2 tRNA genes and 2 rRNA genes are annotated in these 958 nt (G+C 49.9%); all 4 read left to right on the top strand.

Annotated elements, in window-relative coordinates:
• Window positions 1–110: ribosomal RNA gene (locus tag G3N61_RS39195) — 16S ribosomal RNA — on the top strand; the annotation flags it as partial.
• Window positions 111–173: 63 nt separating this feature from the next.
• Window positions 174–250 (top strand) — tRNA-Ile (locus tag G3N61_RS39190).
• A 41-nt stretch (window positions 251–291) separates the two neighbouring features.
• Window positions 292–367 (top strand) — tRNA-Ala (locus G3N61_RS39185).
• 293 nt (window positions 368–660) lie between these two features.
• A 23S ribosomal RNA gene (locus G3N61_RS39180) occupies window positions 661–958 on the top strand; the annotation flags it as partial.

The following is a 958-nucleotide window of genomic DNA, read 5'->3' as shown; positions in this document are numbered from 1 at the left end:
AAGTGGCTAGTCTAACCGCAAGGAGGACGGTCACCACGGTAGGATTCATGACTGGGGTGAAGTCGTAACAAGGTAGCCGTATCGGAAGGTGCGGCTGGATCACCTCCTTTCCAGAGCTTCTCGCAAAGTTGAGCGCTCACGCTTATCGGCTGTAAATTTAAAGACAGACTCAGGGGTCTGTAGCTCAGTCGGTTAGAGCACCGTCTTGATAAGGCGGGGGTCGTTGGTTCGAATCCAACCAGACCCACCACCGTCTTGACTGGCGGTACACCCTGAGGAATATCTGTACATGGGGGCATAGCTCAGCTGGGAGAGCACCTGCTTTGCAAGCAGGGGGTCGTCGGTTCGATCCCGTCTGCCTCCACCAATCACCAACGCTAAGCGCTTGGTTCAGACACTGAACCGAGAATTTTGCATTGGCGATTGAGCCAGTCAGATTGATATGAGTAAAACCATATCGGCTGTCGTTCTTTAACAATCTGGAAGAAGTAAGTAATTTGGATAGCGGAAGCGTCTTGAGATGGACGTGAAAACTATCCGGGTTGTGATTGTATCGATGTATCTCAAGATGATTCGAACTCTATGTTTGACTCAATTGGAATACGGCACAAATGCGAGAACTCAACCTGTAGCGACTGTCGAGAGACAGACTCGTTATAGGGTCAAGCGAACAAGTGCATGTGGTGGATGCCTTGGCGATCACAGGCGATGAAGGACGCGGTAGCCTGCGAAAAGCTACGGGGAGCTGGCAAACAAGCTTTGATCCGTAGATGTCCGAATGGGGAAACCCACTCCTTTTGGAGTATCCATAGCTGAATACATAGGCTATGTGAAGCGAACGCGGTGAACTGAAACATCTAAGTAACCGCAGGAAAAGAAATCAACCGAGATTCCCAAAGTAGTGGCGAGCGAAATGGGATGAGCCTTGCACTCTTTATTTGTATTGTTAGCCGAACGC

The organism is Burkholderia sp. Ac-20349 (assembly GCF_017104865.1).
Classification (GTDB): domain Bacteria; phylum Pseudomonadota; class Gammaproteobacteria; order Burkholderiales; family Burkholderiaceae; genus Burkholderia; species Burkholderia aenigmatica.
The sequence above is the reverse complement of the archived record's forward strand: the minus strand, read 5'-3'. Positions and strand labels throughout refer to the sequence as shown.